Here is a 221-nt window from a genome sequence, read left to right as displayed (position 1 = left end):
GATTTCCAGACCCCGGCCAACGACGTCTACAACAACGGTTCCACCGTTAGCGTGACCATCGACAGTGCCACGGGCGGCAACTTCGAACAGCTGACGCCAAACCCGACACCAGCAGTTACCACGATCAATGATTCGATCGACACCACCACTGCCACGCTGACGGCTTCGCCAAGCGTGACCGAAGGTGGCGTGATCACTTACACCGTCACGCTGACCAACCC

Annotated in this window: 1 protein-coding gene; it reads left to right on the top strand. The window is 58.8% G+C overall.

What is annotated here, in order from left to right; all coding sequences use genetic code 11:
* Nucleotides 1-221, top strand: a 221-nt coding sequence (locus FS777_RS21330) for an immunoglobulin-like domain-containing protein (protein WP_145257616.1), incomplete at both ends; no start/stop codon positions are given.

It is taken from the genome of Pseudomonas sp. DE0157 (assembly GCF_007678615.1).
Classification (GTDB): domain Bacteria; phylum Pseudomonadota; class Gammaproteobacteria; order Pseudomonadales; family Pseudomonadaceae; genus Aquipseudomonas; species Aquipseudomonas parafulva_B.
The sequence above is the reverse complement of the archived record's forward strand: the minus strand, read 5'-3'. Positions and strand labels throughout refer to the sequence as shown.